The sequence below is a fragment of the Listeria rocourtiae FSL F6-920 genome, from assembly GCF_000525975.1.
GTDB lineage: Bacteria > Bacillota > Bacilli > Lactobacillales > Listeriaceae > Listeria_A > Listeria_A rocourtiae.
Window position 1 is genome coordinate 1 of sequence record NZ_AODK01000014.1, and the last position, 17,459, is coordinate 17,459.

The 17,459-nt window shown below is 40.6% G+C and carries 17 protein-coding genes and 5 pseudogenes; 2 read left to right on the forward strand and 20 right to left on the reverse strand.

The window, feature by feature from the left end; genetic code table 11:
- From PROCOU_RS05870 to PROCOU_RS18815, 14 genes and pseudogenes are all read right to left on the reverse strand, one after another.
- On the reverse strand, positions 1-404 hold a 404-nt coding region (locus tag PROCOU_RS05870), incomplete at its 3' end, for an immunoglobulin-like domain-containing protein (RefSeq protein WP_036070414.1).
- Between the two features lie 38 nt (positions 405-442).
- The gene (locus PROCOU_RS05875) at positions 443-1,705 is read right to left on the reverse strand and encodes a vWA domain-containing protein (protein ID WP_036070417.1); all 1,263 of its coding nucleotides are present in this window, start codon (positions 1,703-1,705) and stop codon (positions 443-445) included.
- A gap of 476 nt (positions 1,706-2,181) precedes the next feature.
- Positions 2,182-2,754: a peptide-methionine (S)-S-oxide reductase MsrA gene (gene msrA / locus PROCOU_RS18810; protein ID WP_260447870.1), complete on the reverse strand. Its 573-nt coding sequence runs from the start codon at positions 2,752-2,754 to the stop codon at positions 2,182-2,184.
- Between the two features lie 36 nt (positions 2,755-2,790).
- Positions 2,791-3,006: pseudogene (locus PROCOU_RS19040) on the reverse strand (bacteriocin immunity family protein); the annotation flags it as partial.
- A 198-nt stretch (positions 3,007-3,204) separates the two neighbouring features.
- On the reverse strand, positions 3,205-3,972 hold the full coding sequence (locus tag PROCOU_RS05885; protein ID WP_036070423.1) for a DeoR/GlpR family DNA-binding transcription regulator: 768 nt from the start codon (positions 3,970-3,972) through the stop codon (positions 3,205-3,207).
- Between the two features lie 164 nt (positions 3,973-4,136).
- The gene (tkt, locus tag PROCOU_RS05890; RefSeq protein ID WP_036070426.1) at positions 4,137-6,140 is read right to left on the reverse strand and encodes a transketolase; all 2,004 of its coding nucleotides are present in this window, start codon (positions 6,138-6,140) and stop codon (positions 4,137-4,139) included.
- A 12-nt stretch (positions 6,141-6,152) separates the two neighbouring features.
- The gene (locus PROCOU_RS05895) at positions 6,153-6,908 is read right to left on the reverse strand and encodes an SDR family oxidoreductase (RefSeq protein ID WP_036070428.1); all 756 of its coding nucleotides are present in this window, start codon (positions 6,906-6,908) and stop codon (positions 6,153-6,155) included.
- Between the two features lie 25 nt (positions 6,909-6,933).
- Positions 6,934-7,575, reverse strand: a complete 642-nt coding sequence (gene dhaL / locus PROCOU_RS05900; RefSeq protein WP_036070430.1) for a dihydroxyacetone kinase subunit DhaL — start codon at positions 7,573-7,575, stop codon at positions 6,934-6,936.
- 15 nt (positions 7,576-7,590) lie between these two features.
- A complete protein-coding gene (locus PROCOU_RS05905) occupies positions 7,591-8,589 on the reverse strand; it encodes a dihydroxyacetone kinase subunit DhaK (RefSeq protein WP_036070432.1) in 999 nt (332 codons plus the stop codon).
- Positions 8,586-9,047, reverse strand: coding sequence for a ribose 5-phosphate isomerase B (gene rpiB, locus PROCOU_RS05910; protein ID WP_036070434.1), 462 nt, complete (start codon positions 9,045-9,047; stop codon positions 8,586-8,588). Before rpiB ends, PROCOU_RS05905 begins: the two co-directional genes overlap by 4 nt.
- 20 nt (positions 9,048-9,067) lie before the next feature.
- Positions 9,068-10,315: an MFS transporter gene (locus PROCOU_RS05915; protein ID WP_036070436.1), complete on the reverse strand. Its 1,248-nt coding sequence runs from the start codon at positions 10,313-10,315 to the stop codon at positions 9,068-9,070.
- A gap of 18 nt (positions 10,316-10,333) precedes the next feature.
- The gene (locus PROCOU_RS05920; RefSeq protein WP_036070438.1) at positions 10,334-11,446 is read right to left on the reverse strand and encodes an MDR/zinc-dependent alcohol dehydrogenase-like family protein; all 1,113 of its coding nucleotides are present in this window, start codon (positions 11,444-11,446) and stop codon (positions 10,334-10,336) included.
- A gap of 184 nt (positions 11,447-11,630) precedes the next feature.
- The gene (locus tag PROCOU_RS05925) at positions 11,631-12,065 is read right to left on the reverse strand and encodes a hypothetical protein (RefSeq protein WP_036070441.1); all 435 of its coding nucleotides are present in this window, start codon (positions 12,063-12,065) and stop codon (positions 11,631-11,633) included.
- 29 nt (positions 12,066-12,094) lie between these two features.
- A complete protein-coding gene (locus tag PROCOU_RS18815; protein ID WP_260447869.1) occupies positions 12,095-12,226 on the reverse strand; it encodes a hypothetical protein in 132 nt (43 codons plus the stop codon).
- Positions 12,227-12,696: 470 nt separating this feature from the next.
- Between PROCOU_RS18815 and PROCOU_RS05930 the strand changes: the two genes are divergently transcribed.
- Positions 12,697-13,569: a helix-turn-helix domain-containing protein gene (locus PROCOU_RS05930; protein ID WP_036070444.1), complete on the forward strand. Its 873-nt coding sequence runs from the start codon at positions 12,697-12,699 to the stop codon at positions 13,567-13,569.
- Between the two features lie 786 nt (positions 13,570-14,355).
- On the opposite strand, the pseudogene PROCOU_RS18305 reads toward PROCOU_RS05930, so the two are convergent.
- From PROCOU_RS18305 to PROCOU_RS19235, 4 genes and pseudogenes are all read right to left on the reverse strand, one after another.
- Positions 14,356-14,583 (reverse strand): annotated as a pseudogene (locus PROCOU_RS18305) (excinuclease ABC subunit A); the annotation flags it as partial.
- A 13-nt stretch (positions 14,584-14,596) separates the two neighbouring features.
- Positions 14,597-14,833, reverse strand: coding sequence for a hypothetical protein (locus tag PROCOU_RS17445; protein WP_036070447.1), 237 nt, complete (start codon positions 14,831-14,833; stop codon positions 14,597-14,599).
- Positions 14,823-16,154: pseudogene (locus PROCOU_RS05940) on the reverse strand (RHS repeat domain-containing protein); the annotation flags it as partial. The gene PROCOU_RS17445 and the pseudogene PROCOU_RS05940, both read right to left, overlap by 11 nt.
- Positions 16,148-16,318, reverse strand: coding sequence for a hypothetical protein (locus tag PROCOU_RS19235; protein WP_376700392.1), 171 nt, complete (start codon positions 16,316-16,318; stop codon positions 16,148-16,150). The gene PROCOU_RS19235 and the pseudogene PROCOU_RS05940, both read right to left, overlap by 7 nt.
- Between PROCOU_RS19235 and PROCOU_RS18310 the strand changes: the two are divergent.
- A pseudogene (locus tag PROCOU_RS18310) lies at positions 16,287-16,533 on the forward strand (hypothetical protein); the annotation flags it as partial. The gene PROCOU_RS19235 and the pseudogene PROCOU_RS18310 sit on opposite strands and share 32 nt — an antisense overlap.
- A gap of 115 nt (positions 16,534-16,648) precedes the next feature.
- Here the strand turns inward: PROCOU_RS18310 and PROCOU_RS05945 are convergent.
- Positions 16,649-16,942 carry a hypothetical protein gene (locus PROCOU_RS05945; protein WP_051994229.1) on the reverse strand — a complete coding sequence of 98 codons (294 nt, stop codon included), beginning with the start codon at positions 16,940-16,942 and terminating at the stop codon, positions 16,649-16,651.
- A gap of 120 nt (positions 16,943-17,062) precedes the next feature.
- Positions 17,063-17,459: pseudogene (locus PROCOU_RS17705) on the reverse strand (RHS repeat domain-containing protein); the annotation flags it as partial.

Consider the following 17,459-nt stretch of genomic DNA (forward strand, 5'->3'; position numbering starts at 1 on the left):
CTTAGCACCTGTACTTGAATTGTTTTGCTTGTACTTTCACCTACGCTGTTTGTGACTTGATACGTCACTTCGTACACGCCTGGTTTCATGTTGTCTACTTTGTTTTCTACTACTTTGACATCACTTGTGATATCTCCATCTTTTAGGTCGCTTGCAGAAACATCTAACTTAGGATTATAAATATCGCCTACATATATTGTTTTATCACTCGCCGTAATAGTAGGCTTGCTTGTCACAGTAATCTCGATTGTTTTTGTAGCTGTTTTGGCTGTTATGCTTGGTGTGAATTCTAATTTTTCCAATGTTTTTAATAAAGTATCACGATACATGATTATTCCTTCATCAATCAGTGGAATAGCATTATCTGCGCCTGCTGGAATAACACCATTTACTTGATATACCACATGATATACTCCTGGCTTACTTGTATCTACATCATTTTTCAAGACTTTTTATTTTTTGATGTTAGGTTATTCGAAACCGAATCTGTTGCAGTGGGTTTCACGGTCTCAATGGGATCAAAGATACTCCCTTCAGAGATTGTCCTATTTTCTGCGTTAATACTTGGTGTACTGCTAACTGGAACTTCTCCCATCACATCGAAAGTAACCACGTAATCACCCTCAGGTAAGGCATCTAAATTCCATGCTAATGTTCCATTTTTATATGTTGGTTCATCGTATGGTCTAGGAACGTCTATCGTCTGTCCTGCACTATTTTTTACTTTAGCACTCCCTTGGATATATGTTTGTCCCTTACTTATTTTTTCAGAAATGCTTAATTGCTCGTTTAGATTCGTTTGAATGATATCTTTCACAGCAGTTGCAAATTCTTCAATGGAGTTATTATTATTGTTCATGTTGAAGAAAAATTCATTTCGAGAAACAAAACCAGGTATGTTCGCATTAATGTAATTATTGAAGTTATTGTATAAACTCGTACCCCATTCATTTTCCAAAGCCGTTTTATTTTGCCATAACCCAAATGAAGTTAAATACCCTTCATTTGTTACGTTTCTAAGTGCCGCATTAATCCCTGTATCAGGACCTAGTAAAGCTAGCATTGATGTACTTGGTGTCAGTGCGTTACCACCGATATCTCCATTGGGAAATCCGTCTGTTACAATCAAGAATAGTGTTTCACGATTGGCAACTTTCACCGGATTATTGGCTTTATAATTTTCCAATGCTTTTTGGATACCATAGGCCGTCGGAGTACCATTACCATACAATTTATTTTTAGTAATATTATCAATGGTTGTCTTAGTATCTGCAATAGAATCAGTCATTTCATTCTGATAAATCACATTGAAAAACTCGTTAAATTGGCCTTCATTCATAGGTTCCAATATCGTTTTAGGGTCGCTATATATCGGTAGCGTTGTATCGGTTTTTTTGATAGATGTGTAGCCAACAAACTGTGACCGGTCAATGACAGGATTCATCATATCTATCGCTTCTTTGAGTTTATCGGCAACATTGGAATATGTATCTCGAAAACTCCCAGATAAATCTTGCACAATGACAAGATCTAGTTTCTTTTCTCTAGATGCTTTTTTCACTGGTATACTGATTGTATGGATTGATTGGCTACCATCAATTTTGCTGTCTATAACTTCGTGTGTTTGAGATGCGCCCATTGTCCAAGTTGGTGAACTGCTGACTAGTAAACTGATAATCAATAGAACTTTAAATATCTTTTTCATTTCTTCCTCCCTTTGATTAAAAAAATATATCTATATAAAAATCCACCAGCATACACTTGTATGAGAGACAAATAAACATTTATTTTTATGAAAAAAATCTCTAATTGTCTAAATACAAAAATGACTAGCTGATGAAATTCCGATACATTGGTTGCAAAAAAATACTTGCTTGGCACTTTCTTGGAGATAAGGAAATAACTTCTGCTAGTCGTAGTTGAGGCTCAAGCCTTATAACGTACTATTTTATGATATCTCAAAAAAATATGTCTTTATATACAGAAATATAATCAATTTGAATGCAGTCATCGTATGTATAACAAAAAATTTACATTTAGATAGTCTAAAAAATATATCGCTGAGAAGACTACCGGAGTATTATTTTGGCATATAAATACACGCAGAAAAAATTAGCAAGAGAGTAATACTCTTTACTAGTTTCCCTACGTTTTATTGGATATTACCATTCCTATTTCTTCCTATCTCCTCCATCCATGTCGCAGCTTCATTTGCATACGTTGAAATGCTAAAAACTGTTGACGTGAGCGCTTGAGCTTCTTATACCTTCTCGGATTTTTCTGATAAAATTGCTGATGAAAATTTTCTGCTGGCCAGAAAGTTGTGGCTGGTTCGATGGCTGTCATAATTGGATGTTTATATTTTCCAGATATCGCTAAATCTAGCTTTGATTGTTCTGCAATCAAGCGCTGCTCCTCATTTGCAACAAAAATAACTGGTCGATAGTTACTACCGCGATCAGCCATTTGACCAAATGCATCAGTCGGATCAGTCAACTGCCAGTATAGTTCGACTAGCTCTTTGTAACTCCAAACGTGCGTATCAAAAATGATTTCCACTGCCTCCACGTGCCCTGTGTAACCCCCAACCACTTGCTCATATGTCGGATTATCCATATGTCCACCAGTATAACCTGATATCACTGAGATAATACCTGGCTTGGTCTCGAAAGGCTCCACCATACACCAAAAACAGCCTCCAGCAAAAATAGCACGAGCTTGATTCGGGGGATCTTTTTGATAGTGGACCGACAAATCAAAGGAACTGCCAGCAAGGGCGCTATTTGTAATTTTTAGATAGAAGTCGGTGACATCAGGTGTTAAGTTATTTCTCAGGGCAAGTGGGCGCAATATTGCTTCGAGATTTGCAATCTGATCATCAAAATTCGCACCACTGTCGATTCCTATTTTTGCCGTTCGTATTTGAGAACGCTCCCAATCACGAGTCGCTGGATTTAACAGCAAATTATAGAGGTCTTCCATCAATTCGGTTTGATTGGTTTTCATTTTTTTAGAACCACCTTTGTTATAAGTCAGTACTATTCATATTCGATGTTATGCCACTTTTAAAGGCTAGTCAAAATGTAGGCACTTGTCAGATAGCACACGCTACGTACAAAACGGTCTTTGAAAAAGTACCCCTGGAATGTACCTCATAAAAGTGTAGTGAATCGTATCACATAATAAGGCGTGGAGCTGTTCTTCTCAATTTGCAATATCTACGGGAACTTTCACATCAAGGAAATGCGTTGCCAATTCTGAAGAGAGCGCTTGATCTGTCACTAACCGTTCAATATCCTCTATCTTCGCAAAAGTCGCGATGGAACTCTTGCCAAGCTTACTGTTATCGACTAAAGCAATTGTTTTTCGGGCTACGGCAACCATTTCTCGTTTGAGTTCGACTTCATACAGACTAAAATCAGTCAAGCCGTCCATAGCATTTAACGCATAGGCAGACGTAAATAAGATATCAACATTTACTTTTTTCAATAGTTCATGTCCAATCAGGCCTTCAATGGAATTGGAACCGCTACGAACGATGCCTCCAATGATGATAACCGTCAAGTTCGGATTCTCTTTTAGCATCGTGGCTGTCGTTAAACCGCTTGTCACAATCGTTAGACGTTTGGAGGATTCTTTAATGAATTTCGCTAGTTCAAAACAAGTCGTGCTGGCATCAAGTATAATGCACTGGTCGTCTTCAATATATTCAAAAGCCATAGCTGCAATGCGCTGTTTCTCAGATCGATGTTTCTTTTCGCGAACGGCATATTTTTTGTCGATGTCGTCTTTTTCTTTCATCATAGCTCCACCGTGTGTCCGCGTGAGTAATCCTTGCTTCTCCATCGCATTCAAATCGGCCCGAACGGTTGCAGCTGAGACATTTAACTTCTCGCTCAGTTCGTTGACGGAAACGGTTTTCTGCTCTTGAACCCTATGTAAAATCTCACTTCGACGTTGATTTGCAAACATGGATTTTCACCTACTTTTTCATATAATAGTGTAATTCATCGTTTGCTTCTTTTTGCTTTCAATAAATCACATTTTCATTTTACCACATGCCTGCCAATAATTGTAGTATCTAACAAACGAAAGAGAGCCTAAGTAAGCATCCGCCAAGCTTAGACTCTCTTTTCTCAAACTTTTTGTAGTGTTGCTAAAATTTGATTTGCTATTTTTTCAGCGGAGAAACCAAAGTCCTCGGCTAGTTCTGTACCTGGACCTGATTTTCCGAATGTATCGATGGCGATGATTTTGCCATTATTGCCAACATATTTGTGCCAACCTTGGGATGAAGCCATTTCTATTGCTACTCGGTGTGTGATTTCACTTGGGAGTATCGTCTCTTGATAGTTTGCGGATTGGCGTTCAAATAGTTCCCAACTCGGCATGCTGATGAGGCGAGCACCGATTTGCTCTGTTGCTAGACGTTCGCGAACTTCCATTGCAAGGGACACTTCGGAACCTGTTGCGATGAGGAGCATATCTGTCGTATCTGTCAGTGAGTCGGCAAGGATATACGCACCTTTTTCGACGTCTGTTGCTGCTTTTATATCTGTAGTCGGTAGAATCGGTAACGCTTGACGACTGAGAACGAGCATGACTGGATTTTCTTGTTGTGTTAGCGCATATTTATAGCTGGCCACTGTTTCATTCGCATCTGCCGGCCGCAAAACGACAAGGTTGGGCATTGCTCGGAACGAAGCTAAATGCTCGATTGGTTCATGTGTCGGGCCATCCTCTCCAACCATAATGGAATCGTGCGTCATTACGTATGTTACCGGAAGTTTCATGAGAGCCGCCGAACGAATCGCGCTCCTTAAGTAGTCTGAGAAGACGAAAAATGTCGCACCATATGGCTTGATTCCACCGTGTAAAGCCATCCCATTCAAAATACCACCCATCGCAAATTCGCGGACACCAAACCAGATATTTTTGCCGTTGTAGTAGTTCGCAAGGAAGTCTCCGCTATTTTTGAGCATTGTTTTGTTGGAAGATGACAAGTCTGCCGAGCCGCCGAATAGACTTGGTAACTGGGATGATAACTCATTTAAAAGCTTACCGGAAACATCCCTCGTTGCTATCGGAGCATCATTAGTCGTATATATCGGTAAACGGAATGCTTTTTCTGACGTTTCTTGATTGTCAATGAGACATTGCAACATCTCGGCTTCTTCAGGATAGTCATTTCTATATTTATTGAATGCCTGAAGCCACTTGGATTCGTGGTGGTTTCCTTTCGATAAGTAGTAGTCTTTTTGATATCCGACAGTTTTTGGTAGTTCAAATGGCTCTAGTTCCCAGCCGTAGTTTTTCTTAATTTGAGCAATTTCGGCTTTACCAAGCGGTGCACCGTGTGCTGCGGCTTTGCCGGCTTTGCTTGGGCTCCCGTCACCAATTATGGTTTTAATTTCGATTAACGTCGGTTTTGTCGTCTCGGCTTTTGCTAGAAGAATAGCACTATTGATTGCTTCAACATCATTTCCATCGGGGACGCGCAATGTTTGCCAGCCTGCTGAACGGAAACGCAAATCGATATCTTCGGAAAAACTTTGCGTGAGATCACCGTCTAAGGAGATATCGTTGGAGTCATAGAGTACGATGAGTTTTCCGAGTTGTAGATGACCGGCGAGTGAACTTGCTTCGTAGGAAATCCCTTCCATCAAACAACCATCGCCGCACAAGACGTATGTGTAGTGATTGATTACTTCGTGGGAACCTTTGTTGAACATTGCGGCAAGATGCGCCTCTGACATCGCCATTCCCACACCCATTGCGATGCCTTGACCAAGTGGACCAGTTGTCGCATCAACACCGGGAGTATGGCCGAATTCAGGATGTCCTGGCGTAGCGCTGCCTTTTTGCCGGAAGTTGCGTAAATCCTCTTTGCTGACATCGTAGCCAAAAACGTGAAGCAGGCTGTAAAGCAATGCTGAACCGTGACCTGCTGATAAGATGAAACGGTCACGATTGAACCAGCTTGGATGTGCTGGATTAAATTTCAAATGGTTTTTCCATAATGTAAAAGCCATCGGTGCTGCGCCCATCGGTAGACCAGGATGGCCCGATTTTGCCTGTTCGACCATGTCCATCGATAGTACGCGTAACGTTTTTATCATTTGTTGATCCATGAGTGACATATCCGTCCTCCTTTATTGAATGGTATAACCGCCATCAAGCACTAAATTTTCACCGGTTATTAGATTTGCGGCATCACTTGCTAAAAATAAAGCTGATGCCGCAACTTCTTCTGGATAGCCAAAACGACCAATCGGAATTTGTTTTTTCATCGCTTCGCCGACTTCTCCAGCCCACGCTTTTTTGCCAAGTTCTGTAAGAATAACAGTCGGTGAAATGGCATTCACATTGATTTTATATGGCGCCCATTCCATAGCCAAAACTTGTGTCATTGAGACAATCGCTGCTTTACTCGCGCAGTAAGCCACATGCTTATCTAGCGCTACGACGGAGGCTTGAGAGGCCATATTGACAATTTTTCCGCCACGACCTTGTTTGATCATCACATTCCCTGCTGCTTGCGCAATGAGGAAAGATGCTTTCAAGTTCAGCTCCATCGTTTTATCCCAGTAAGATTCAGGAAGGTCCGTTGCTTTTTCGAGAAGCGCGACACCTGCTGAGTTCACCACGATATCTACACTACCAAAGTGCTCTAAAACAGTAGCCATCACACCTTCTACCGTTTCTTTTTTTGTAATGTCAGCTTGGATGCCTAACGCTCGTGCACCACCGATGTTTTGCGCGATTTCGGCGACGTCTGGCTTAATATCAACGAGTACAACGCGCGCACCTTTTTCGAAAAACAGCTCCCCGATTGCTCGGCCAATGCCACTTGCACCACCAGTTACGATAGCCACTTGATCTGTTAATGCAAAATTCTTATCGAACATGTTTGTCACTCCTCGTTTTGATTTTTTACTCTAGTACACTTTCTGGCAAGCTTACGAGAAAATTCGTCAAAATTAGATAAGCCGATGTTGCGCCTGGATCTTGATTACCAAGAGAACGGTCGCCTAGTCTGCTAGATCTGCCACGCTTAGACAGCAAATCAATCGTTGAAACCATGCCAGCTTCAGCCGCTACAATCGCTACACGAAACGCTTCTTCAAAATTACCAGACATAGCAAATGCTTGTTCCAATGCAATTCGCGCTGGTTCCAATGTGTCAATCATCGTTTTATCGCCAACTTCGGCCTGCCCTCTTTCCTTCACGCCACTCATAAAGGCAAGCCAAAATGCCGTCAAATCTGCATCGCTAAGCACTTCTTTGTCTTTGATTGCCTTGGCACCACGTAAAAATCCAGTTGCATATAGCGGACCAACAGACGAACCAACTGCTTCCAGAAAAGTCTTCCCAGCTAAAACCGCCAATTTGGAACAATCTAATTCATTTTGTTGCTCTAACTCTTTTTTGATGGCCTGCCAACCAATCGACATCGTCACGCCGTGATCACCATCACCTAATTTTCGATCGAGTTCGCATAAATATTCTTTTTCCTGCTCCATGGTCTCCGTTACGATATTTAAAAAATTGCGAAAATCAGCCGCATAATACATACTCGTCACACCTCCTTATTTCTGAACATACATCGGGCAATCTGCTGGGTAGTCAATGCATTTCTTTAACTCTGCATCTAGTTTTATCAACGTCACTGAGCTGCCACCCATTTCAAGCGATGTACTATAATCCCCAATGAATGACCGGTAAATGCAAATGCCACGCTCGCTTAAAAGTTGTTCCACACGACGGAACATAATCAGCAACTCCATCCGCGTCGTTGAACCCAAGCCATTGATTAATACCGCAACCTCTTCATCCGCCTCGATTGGCATATCTTCCAAAATCGCTGTAACGAGACGGTCTACTACTTTATCTGCCGTCTCAAGCTTGCCTTTTTCGATACCAGGTTCACCGTGATGTCCTAATCCGATTTCCATCTCATCCTCAGCAAGCGTAAAACTCGGCTTCCCTGTTTGCGGTAACGAACACGGTGACAAACCTACACCCATCGTCCGCGTCACATCATTCGCATGATTCGCCAGCCGCGTCACACCCGCCAAATCATGACCTAGCGCCGCCGCTACACTTGCCACTTTTGTCACGAAAAATTCCCCGGCAATACCGCGCCGTTTTCCTATTTCATTTTTAGGCGCGGAAGCAACATCATCCGTCACGACCACCGATGCTACCTCAATATCATGCTCCAAATCAGCCATTTCTGCAGCCATCCCAAAATTCATAATGTCGCCAGCATAGTTTCCATACACGTAAACCACGCCCTTGCCCTGATCAATCGCCTCCGTCACCACTACAATCGGGCCCGGTGGTGGTGAAGCAAAAATATTCCCGACTGCCACACCATCCGCCATCCCCGCGCCAACATAACCCATGAAAGCCGGCTCGTGTCCTGAACCACCACCAATCAAAACACCAACCTTATCCGCATCAAGCGTCTGACGAACTAGCGCGCGCGGATTTTCCAATTGCCTCACATATTGTGGAAACGCCTTCACATAGCCATCAATCATTTCCTCTACGACATAATCCGCATCATTGATTAACTTCTTCATCCTTTCACACTCCCTAAATATGCTTTCTCCTGATTCGAAATTTGATCAATTTTTCGCTTCGATTGGCCACCTGCAAACGTCACATCCAGATAGGCATCCACAATTTTCTTCGCCAATTCTAAGCCAATCACTTTTGCACCGAGCGTTATAATTTGCGCATCATTGCTCAGTTGGGCACGCTCGGCTGAATACACATCGTGGCACTGCGCCGAACGAATCCCCGGCACCTTGTTCGCCGCAATCGACATCCCAATGCCAGTCCCGCAAACCAAGATACCGCGCTCCACCACGCCCGTCTGAATCGCCGTCCCCACTTGGAACGCGATATCCGGGTAATCCACCTCATCCTCCGAGAAACAACCGAAGTCAACGACCTCATTCCCAGAATCCTTGATATACTGCCGTAACGCCTCCTTCATTCCAAACGCATTATGATCCGCACCAATTCCAATTCTCATTTTCCAACACTCCAATGCATTTAATCCACCGTACTCGCCGGCACAACCAAATTCTGATTTTTCGGTAAGGTCACGAATTTCATCAAAAAGGCGCTAAAAACATAAAGTCCCGCGAACACCCAAATGACACCAACCGTACCAAGACTTCCAATAAAAATTCCCACAACAGCAGGCCCTAAAAATGTGCTTAGTCCTGCTCCCAAATTCAAAATCGACATCGCCGCTCCCTTATTCTCAGGAGCAAGCGTCGGCATAATCGCTGAAAGTGGCACATACGCCGCCAAGCAAGCACCGAAGCCCCCTGCAATTAACATCGTTAGCAAGAAATTCGCGCCAGACCAAAGTGGCACATAGTAAAACAGCACTGTAAAGGTTGCGCACCCCATTCCGCCAAACCACATCACGGTATTCCGCCAACCGAGCCGATCACTAATAACCCCAAACAGCAAGTTGAAAATAATATTCACCGACCAAAGGCACGCATAGATTTGTAACCATTCCCCACGTGTAAAGCCAATTTCCATAAAGAACAACGGCATGAAAACTGTGAAACCGTATGCTGCAGACGTATTTATCGTCCGAACAATACCACCCATACCGATTTTTGGTTTTTCAAAAGCAATCGTAATTCCTTTCAATAAATAACCGAGTGATGGCCTTTCTCCCACACTTTTTTTCGCTACTTTTTCACGATTCAAGAAAATAGCAATCATCGCACCAATGACAACGAAAACGAGTGCACTCCACAAAGTTGTTATCTCACCTAAGTAAGGCAGTGCAATGCTTGAATACAACGCACCCAAAACATTCAGCCCCCCACTGTAGCAAAACCAGAAAATTCCGACTGCCGAACCAAGTTTTTCTGTTGGCGCTTCATACGCCACCCAAACAAGGAACGAATAAGCGAACAACGGATAACCAAATCCACGAAGCGCATATGTCGGTAACATCACGTATAAATTATGACTTGGCAAACCGACTGAAATAAAGAAAATGGAACCGATTATAAAGAGAATGACACCAACTGTCATCACACGTTGCGCTCCAAATATTTCCGATAACACACCCGATAACCAAGCCGCAAGCGCCGCTGCAATGCCATAAATACTAAACAATAGTGCCGACTGTTGGATAGAGAGCCCTCCACTAATTAAAAAAGGGGATAGCCAGCCTTGCTCAAGACCTTCTCCCATCATAAAGACGACTAGCCCAGCGTAACCCATCATCAATTTTGGCGGCAAACCGATTCTATTTGTTAAACTTTTCATGTCATACTCCCCTTTCGATTATAGGTTTGGATTCAATACAACTTTTAGCGATTCCGCCCCACTTCTCACCAAATCAAAACCAGCCTTAAAATCTTCCAGCGGCAATGTATGCGTTACGACGCCTTCTGTTGGTAAATCGCCATTTTGAATGCCTTCAATCACAAGCGGATAACAATACGGTCCCAAATGCGAGCCCAACACATCTAATTCTTTTCGATCACTAATAATACTCCAATCTACCGTTACTGGCTCCTTAAACACTGAAAATTCAACAAAAGTTCCCAGTTTACGAATCAGCGTTAAGCCTTGCTCCACAGATTTCTGCGCCCCAGTTGCTTCAATATAAATATCGCAACCATAACCATCCGTCAAATCTTTAATAATCGTCACAACGTCATCCTTTGCTGGGTTTAACACCATATCGGCACCAAATTTCTTCGCTAGCTCCAAACGATCCTCAAATAAATCAAGCACAATCAATTTCTGCGGACCAGATTTCTTAATAGCGCCAATCATGCCCAGTCCAAGTGTCCCCGCTCCAGCAAGTACAACCACATCACCCAACTTGATATTGGCGCGCTGCACCGCATGGAACGAACATGCATAAGGCTCAATCAAAATCGCTTTTTCAATCGGCAACTCCTCCGGAACCAAATAGTTAATGGCTTCTTTCGTAAATTTCATATATTCTGCCATGCCACCGTTTACATTTTTCTGAAAACCATATAAATCGTGTTTTTCACACATCCAATATTGACCACGCTTACAAAAACGACAATCCCAACACGGTACAATTTGCTCTGAAATAACGCGGTTTCCAAGCTCAAACTCCGTCACTTGGTCCCCATAACCAACGACGTGCCCAATAAATTCATGACCTGGAATCATCGGTGCTTTTATGTATGCAGGTTGCTTCTCATCTCCCCAAAAGCTAGGAGCCCCATCAAAAGCTTTCAAATCCCCCGCACAAATCCCGCACGATTCCACCTTCACCAAAATCTCATGCGGACCAATCTCAGGAACAGCAACCTCTTCCAAGCGATAATCCCCCGGCGCATACGCAACAATAGCTTTCATTTTCTGAGGGATATCTTTGCCTACCACAACACTACCTGTACTCTCTTGACACATAAGAACATCTCCTTCTCATTTTATAAAGCGCTTTCTTGATTACCTCCCCATTATATTTTTATTTACTAACTTTGTCAATCATTTATTTTCGTTTTCTTTCGTTTGTTGTTGATTAGTTGGTATTTAAAAAAATTAAAAAACTGAAACAGCTATCGATTTTAAATCGATATCCTGTTTCAGCTTTCTAAAGTACATTCATCAGCCAAATAATAAAGAAGATAAGGACAAACGTTGAAGCTCCCAAAATAATTTTCGAATCCTGCCAAGTTAGTTTACCGTTTGGACCTTGCTGCTGTTCACGATACGTTTCAACATCCAGACTTGCCGTCCCATCCGTCACAATATTCACAACAATCGGTGCCTGATTACGTGAATTTATTTTCTCACGTATCGGGAAACAATACTCCTGCCCACTAATCCTAAAGTTCAGTTCACATACATTCGAGTTCGAGGCAGGAAGATATAAACTGCGCTTCTCGCCAATTCGAAAATCATTCCCCTTTTCACTTTGGTTCCCGCTCACTAAATAGGTATCCAAAATCGTATGCCGCGTCTTATTTTCTATCTTTATTTCGTGGACAACCCCAGGCCCCATGAACAAATTCATCAAATTAGACATGCGCTCCACCCTTTCAATATTTTAGCCCTTTATCTCTCATCACGGTACGGTCTCCAAATCTGATATTTAATAAATAATATCAACCAATAAACAAATTGTCCAGCTAAAATAATAGCTGTAACTGCTAAATCAAATAGCGCTCCAAGCAAACTCCCCCACATACGCATCTTTCCCCTTTTAGTGTTGTATGTATCAAAAAGAATCCAAGATAAGTTCACTATGTAACATAGAAACTTACCTGAACCCTTTTCGCGAAACCCTATCATATTCATCTCAATAAATTAGTGAATTTCTTTTTATAATAAGACCCAAATATATCATTTTTATTTACTTAAGTGCTAGCCGAAGTAATTGATATGTTATATAATAGATTTAAATCTTATCCTCACTCAATAATTACGTTTAAGAAGCTTGATACACCAGAAAATGATTTCAGAAAATTAAGAACCCTAATCCATAGAAATCAAGTTGGTTTATTAGTTAAGCATCTATCACCCAAATTAGTGGTTCTAACACGTCTACTCACCCCTCTGCTGCTAACTATTACACGTTTATGATATAGCTATTCTATATAACATTGTTATTTATGTTCCTTATTTCCATCAATAAAAAAAAAATGGGAGATGTTTTCATGAATTTTGGAGCGACCATTAAGAAAATTAGAACAGATAAAAACCTCACACAGAAAGAGCTATCAGATGGCATACTTACACGCTCACATCTTTCACAGATTGAGACTAACAATTACTTCCCTTCCTATGATAAATTCTTCTTACTTCTTGATAGATTAAACGTTGTTTTTGAGGAGTTCCTTTTTATTCAAAACGATCAAAAGATACAATTCAAACAGCAAATACGCTCAAAGATCAGTGAAGCTGCAAACTTGAATGATATAGAAAAGCTTAAAAATTTGGCCATCACAGCTCAAGATTTACACACAAAAACCGAAGATATTACTTATTATCATTATATGTTAATCTGCAAGGCATTAATTTCATACAATATAACACATACGGTCACCGAGGAAATGATTCAATTGGTAAATCCTATTAAGGAATATTTATTCAAAATGGATAACTGGTATCTATATGAGCTAAAGTTGTTTAATAATATTATCTACTCCCTAACAGTAGAAGAGGCCTTACTATTTTCTCGAACTTCCTTGAAACGTTTAGATAACTTTCAATACTTCATGGAATTCCAGCATACAGAACAACATATTTACTTGAACCTATCCACCCTTTGCATGGAGTATGAAGATTTCGAAGCTGCTAAAAATTTTGCAGAAACAGCAATTGAAAAAGCAAAGAAATATACTCTCGTCTATGAGAAAGTTTGTTCAGAATTGAATCATGCTATTGCCTGTATTAAACTCGGGCTCGATTTACAATCATATGAGACTATACGAAAAAATATGCTTGTCATCAACTATTTAGATTTTGATAGTTTGCATGCACATTTTTCAAAGTTACTGGCAAAGTTTCAAATTGAAGTAGAAATTTAAATTCATTATCTTTTTTAACCTAATTACACACTTTTTTTGACAAGCCCAGTAAAAATGCATTCCGATATTGAATCATGCTATTGCCTGTATCAAACTTGGGGAAACAGGTAATGCATATGAAGTTATCAAGAAAAACATGCTAATCCTTGAGTATTTAGAGTTTGATAACTTGCACCCACATTTTTCAAGTTTTTTTGAAAAAGTTTAATATTGATATGGCAAATTGACTCAGAAAGAATGTTGGTGTCCTTGTTTTTATTGAGTCAAATAGGGGTTATAATATGCTCTAATAGCATATTATGGATATCTTTATGGTACTCTCTGTGAACTTATGGAAAGAGATTTACCATTACACAGATATGATGACAGCAATTGAATGTCCTGCATTACAGCCGCCACCCCAACTAGGATTTTTTTTATTTCCAGTACTATTTCGCCGGTTGTGGTTAGCTGCTCTTGCGTATTACAAATACATGTTAGAGAATCGCAGTAGTAAAAAAATTAGACAACACTTCTAACCCCATAAAAATACCCCAGCTGCTCCAACAGCTGGGTATTTGGGTGCACACATGACATTTCTGTTTCCAACTAGTTCCATCATGCTTTTGTCATGAATTCAATTTCTGTTCTGGCTACACTATCACTTAACACACCTTTTCTTTGTTATTTAGCTGACTGCTTGACCGCTATTTAAATCTGATTTCTTTCCGACCACCTATTTCAATTTTTCCTCTATCTCGTTTTCCCTTGTCCCATCCCAGCGTAGGGCTGTAATGTCTTCTTTTCATTCACCTTCAGATATAATTTCATTTGTAGTGGAGCAATAATACCTGGATCGTCTGGCAACTCAAATCTTCGAGAACCTGTTTTAATACTAAAATACTAAAAAATTTTTTTTATTGTCAGACTAGCCGCTAACACTAACTCTCCCACGCAATCCACATGAATCATCACGACCAGAAAAATAGTGATGGGGTCTAATCGGCGTCGAACACATTCTACAGACGCAAAAAAGAGTTTCTATTGTCTAATCTGCATCATTAATAATATCTATTAAATCTTCTAAATCTAATCCTAATTTATTGGGCTCACTATTTGCTTTAAGACCACTTTCCATAAAAAATGAGGATATAACATCTAATATATCTTCGACCGCTTCTGCATCCAAAGCACTCGCCCCTCCATTTTCTATTATTTCTATATAGTGCGCGCGTCCCCGGCTGCTTAGGACGTAATATAATAAATTTTTTTGCTCACTCTTCACAGTAATCATGTCCTTTATTTTTTTTATTTTTTTTAACCCTAGAGTTTCCTTTACCTCTCGGATACACTGTAATTATTTTACGTTTCATGTTCACTACTACCGTACTTCTTTTTCCTATCATCTTAATGCCCCTACCATATTTATCCCTGTTAACTATTGTTCTTTTTGGTCTTTTGATAGTCGATAATATTGCTGATGTGCTTGTGCCTCTACCATCTCTTGATATAGCTCTATTAATGCCATGCCAGCTATATCCTTTTGGTTTAACTTTTAATGGTTTATTTATTTTTCCAATGTACCTGACACCCTTAGCTGCTTTTCTAGCTAGTTTGAACTTCCCACCACCCAGAGCTCCTTTAGCAGCTGCAATACCAGCCTTTCTCAAACTTTTCGTCTTCTTATAAGATTTATAACCATCATAAGCTGCAAACCCTGCATTAATCGCGAGCCACACCCAATGCCCATCTGGATCAATATGCATCACGGGATTATTGTTGGCATAATTGTAGCTATTCATGGTTAATGGGTCATCTTCATCCCCTGGATCTGGATCCACACTGATAAAGATACCTTGTTCTGGTTCATAGTAACGCGCCATCAAGTAATACATGCTAATTTCTTTGTCGTACGTGTAGCCGGCATAGCCGAATGGGTTTTGTTTGGCTTCATTGGTTGTCTCAATAGCTTGTAGGACGTTCCCCCACGCGTCATAACTATACTCTGCCACTAAGTCCCCAGCTTCATTGGTTAGGGCAACCACATCGCCATGCGCATTGTAGTGATAGAAAATGGTTTTTGCACCCACTTTCATCGCCATACGCACGTTGCTATCGGAATAGACATATTGGCGTTGCACCGTGCCTGCACCATCTGTCTCATACAAGACATCGATACTATCACCATCATAATAATACTTGGTTGTTTGGCCATTCACTGTTTTTTCAATACGACGATTATCATCATCGTATTGATACGTAGCGAATGGGGTTGTTTCCCCTTTTTTCATGATGGCTGTGAGTTGGTCTGCCGTATCCCAGGTGTACGTGTATGTCCCATCGCTGAGACGATTACCATTCGTGTCAAACGTTAATTTGTCGCCATTCCAAGCCGTGAGCTGGTTACCATCATTATAACTCGCTTCGATGGCTTTTGTCTTGCTGGAATCCGTCACTTTGGTACGATTACCGAATCCATCGTACGTGTAGGCTTTCACCGTGCCATCTGGCAGTGTCTCTTTCGTGAGCTGATTGATGGCATCGTACTCGTAACTCGTTTTACCTGCTTTCTTATTATCCATCGTGGTTCGGTTACTTGCTACATCTTACTTGTAGCTTTCTTCAAATAGGCATTTAAATGATTGGCTACATTTTCATTAAAAATACCTTCCTCACTGTACAATAAGTATGGCTTCCCATCAACTACTAAAAATTCTAATAGACCATAACCTACTGCGGAAAGTGTCCATGCCAGTTTTCGAAAAGTCACGAAGAAAGGCGCCTTCCCACAGGAAAACGCCTTACTCAAAGTCCTTTATTTACGCGTGAAGGAACTACATTCAAAACTGGTCACTTGTCATGAACCAGCTCCTTCTTTTGGCTTCCCTTGAGAATACTGTGTCGCATTATATCTCTATATTCTTAATTACACACTTTTCTCGACAAACCCCTTTTATAATACGAGATGTATCCATCAATCTTTAAGATACTTAACACCAAACGCTTTTGAAAGAAAAGCGAATTAAATTCTATTTATTTTTGTTCAAGATATTTACATCACATCATACATATTATTTTTAATGCACCCTCTTATTTATATTTAGCCAAGTAACTTCATTGTTTCCATCACCGTACCATTAATAATATAAACTGTGCATGCTACTAAAATAATTCCTCCTATTATAATTAATAGCAAGTTTTCTCCTTTGCTCCAAAAAATAACAAGTGATAGAACTGCCATTAGGTTGACCAAAAAAAGTACTAAAAGACTAGCTTTAATTTCATCTCCCCACGCATAAAGGTAAGTTCCAAAGGTAAGCAAGAAAAATACAAAAATCCATATTACAAAAGAAATAACTTTCTTTTTCCTAGCGCTACTCACCATATCCTCCAATTTCTTAGCCACTCCAAAAAAGCTAATCATCACAACTAAAACTAAACTGGTTTTTAATATAAAATCAATAATTTTGATACACCCTCCTATTTTTTATACCTTTTCTTTACGATTTTTCCTTTATAAACAGTTTTTTTTCTTATAACTAAATTTCACCATTTTCTTTATTTTCGCCTTTGGTAACCCTACAAGGGTTCTTCTAGCATGTTTGATTGGATTCCTAAACAGGGCTTTCGAAAAAGTTCCCACAGTTCGGGCATAGCCAAGCGCACTTTTTCCTTTTAATATTTTCTTACCAACCCTTAGTTTTCCTCCTATCCCTAGTATTCTAAGCGGTGTAGCAGTCATTACACCCTTCAAAGCACCATGACCGGTCGCTTTAAGTGCTCCTTTCCAAGTACCTCCACCTTTACGATATTTCCAAAGATATTTCCCTAACCCAATTCCAGAACCGATTGCTGCCGCGGTTATATACCATGGCACAGCGCGTCCATCTGGGTCTATATTCATGACTGGG

Coding starts and splice junctions, on each gene's coding strand:
- PROCOU_RS05925 (WP_036070441.1), bottom strand. CDS start 12,065: ATGTCTAATTTGATGAATTTGTTCATGGGGCCTGGGGTTGTCCACGAA.
- PROCOU_RS05915 (WP_036070436.1), bottom strand. CDS start 10,315: ATGAAAAGTTTAACAAATAGAATCGGTTTGCCGCCAAAATTGATGATG.
- dhaL (WP_036070430.1), bottom strand. CDS start 7,575: ATGTATTATGCGGCTGATTTTCGCAATTTTTTAAATATCGTAACGGAG.
- PROCOU_RS05875 (WP_036070417.1), bottom strand. CDS start 1,705: ATGAAAAAGATATTTAAAGTTCTATTGATTATCAGTTTACTAGTCAGC.
- rpiB (WP_036070434.1), bottom strand. CDS start 9,047: ATGAGAATTGGAATTGGTGCGGATCATAATGCGTTTGGAATGAAGGAG.
- PROCOU_RS05885 (WP_036070423.1), bottom strand. CDS start 3,972: ATGTTTGCAAATCAACGTCGAAGTGAGATTTTACATAGGGTTCAAGAG.
- tkt (WP_036070426.1), bottom strand. CDS start 6,140: ATGTCACTCATGGATCAACAAATGATAAAAACGTTACGCGTACTATCG.
- PROCOU_RS05920 (WP_036070438.1), bottom strand. CDS start 11,446: ATGTGTCAAGAGAGTACAGGTAGTGTTGTGGTAGGCAAAGATATCCCT.
- PROCOU_RS18815 (WP_260447869.1), bottom strand. CDS start 12,226: ATGTGGGGGAGTTTGCTTGGAGCGCTATTTGATTTAGCAGTTACAGCT.
- PROCOU_RS05895 (WP_036070428.1), bottom strand. CDS start 6,908: ATGTTCGATAAGAATTTTGCATTAACAGATCAAGTGGCTATCGTAACT.
- PROCOU_RS05905 (WP_036070432.1), bottom strand. CDS start 8,589: ATGAAGAAGTTAATCAATGATGCGGATTATGTCGTAGAGGAAATGATT.
- PROCOU_RS05930 (WP_036070444.1), top strand. CDS start 12,697: ATGAATTTTGGAGCGACCATTAAGAAAATTAGAACAGATAAAAACCTC.